General features: G+C 67.4%; 1 protein-coding gene. It reads left to right on the top strand.

The window, feature by feature from the left end; translation table 11 throughout:
- Positions 1–2,056, top strand: a 2,056-nt coding sequence (locus BMW89_RS37040; protein ID WP_143062894.1) for a beta-ketoacyl reductase, incomplete at both ends; no start/stop codon positions are given.

The raw sequence follows: 2,056 nt of genomic DNA, 5'->3' as shown, positions 1-2,056 counted from the left end.
CGAGAGCGGGATCGAGGAGCTCTACCAGGGCGAGGTGCGGCGGGAGAAGGACACGCTTGCGGTCTTTGCCGACGAGGACATGGCGCAGATCGCGGGAACGTGGATCGGGCAGGGCCGATACACCAAGCTGCTGGAGCTGTGGGTCAAGGGGGCCTCGTTCGACTGGGAAGGTCTATACGGCGAGACGCGCCCGCGCCGGATCCCGCTGCCGACCTATCCGTTTGCGAAGGAGAGATACTGGATCGAGACGGCGCAGGTGCAGGCACAGGTGCAAGCGCCTGCGACTGCGGCGTCCGTGGCCGAAGGGATTGCAGTGCCCGAGGCCGCTGACGAGGCCGCCGATCCATTCGAGCTGCTGACGTTTGAGGAGGTGTGGGAGGAGCAGGCGCTGGCGGGCGGGCCGGTGCGGCTGCCGCGGAAGCTGGTGTGCCTGTTGTCGGACGCAGGGAACCAGCGCTGCTTTGCCGGGCAGATCAGGGAGCTCGCGCCCCAGGCGGAGGTGATCTTCGTCGCGCAGCACGAGGTGAGCCGTCTGCATCGGGACGCTGGGGACGGCGACAGCTATCGGCAGGTGATGAGCCGGGTTCGCGCCGAGCACGGCGCGGTGGATGCGGTGCTTTATCTGTGGGGGCTCGAGGACAGCACTTGCCTGCCGGATGCGGTGACGGTGAAGCACGTGCTGCAGGCGCTGGCCTCGAGCGGGCTCGAATGCGAGCGGCTGTTGCTGGCGGGGGCCTGTGGCGAGGGGCTCGATCGCTGTCATCTGGAATCCTGGATCGGCTTTGAGCGTTCGCTTGGACTGGTGTGGCCGCAGACGCGGGTTGCGGTGATCGGGCTGGAGCAGGATGTTGCGGTCGAGGAGAGGCTGCAGCGGCTGATTGCCGAGCTGACGGCGGAGCAGATAGCCAGCGCGTTTTATCGCAGGGGCCGTCGCGAGGTGTGCCGGGTTCGCCCGCGTGCGCTGGAGGACGGCGAGAGCGTGCTGAGGACGGGCGGCACATATGCGATCAGCGGCGGCTGCGGCGGGCTCGGGCTGTTGCTGGCGCGGCATCTGGCGCGGACGCGGCAGGCAAAGCTGATCCTGATCGGGCGCTCCGGGCTTGACGCGGCGAAGCGTGATGCGGTTGCCGAGCTGGAGGCGCTGGGCAGCGCGGTGATGTATCTGCAGGCGGATGTCTGCGACCGCGGTGCCATCGAGCAAGGGTTGCGATCTGCGGAGCTGCGCTTTGGCGCGTTGCATGGGGTGATCCATGCGGCAGGCCTCAACGACGGCCGATCCGTTTTTGAGAAGGATGATGGACATTTTGCCGAGGTGCTGGCGCCGAAGGTGACGGGGACGCTGGTGCTGGACGAGGTGCTGGGCGACCGGTCGCTGGACTTCGTCTGCTACTTCTCGTCGGCGGCGGCGATGCTGGGGGACTTCGGGGCTTGCGACTATGCGGTGGGCAATCGCTTCCTGATGGCGCACGGGCGTTACCGCAACCAGCTGCAATCGCGCAGAGAGCGGAGCGGCCGGACGATCGTGGTCAATTGGGGGCTTTGGCAGGACGGCGGCATGGGGATGGTCGATGCCGCCTCGACGCGGATGTACCTGAAGTCGAGTGGGCAGCGTGCGCTGGGATCGCAGGAAGGCGTCGAGCTGTTCGAGCGGCTGCTGGGGCAGGCATGTACGCAACATCTGGTGCTGGTGGGTGATCGCCAGCGGGTGCATCGCTTCCTGGGGCTGGAGCGGACAGCTGCCGAGACGGAGATGGGATGGTCCGACGCCGGGCGGGCGTATCGCGGGGAGCGGGCGGAGCTGACGGGGCTGAGCGTTGCGCAATGCGTGTCGTGGGACCTGAAGGAGCATGTGAGCGGGCTGCTCAAGGTGGCGCGGGAGCGGCTCGATGACGAGGAGAACCTTGCCGATTTTGGTTTTGACTCGATCAGCCTTGCGGAGCTCGGCCGCCGGCTGGCGCGCCACTACGGGATCGAGGTCCCGCCCTCGGTGTTCTTCAGTCATCCGACCCTGGCCCAGCTGACGGACTATCTCGTCGCGCAGCACGCAGCAGCCGTG

This window comes from Bradyrhizobium sp. OK095, from assembly GCF_900109945.1.
GTDB lineage: Bacteria > Pseudomonadota > Alphaproteobacteria > Rhizobiales > Xanthobacteraceae > Bradyrhizobium.
This window is presented reverse-complemented; position numbering and strand designations above follow the sequence as displayed.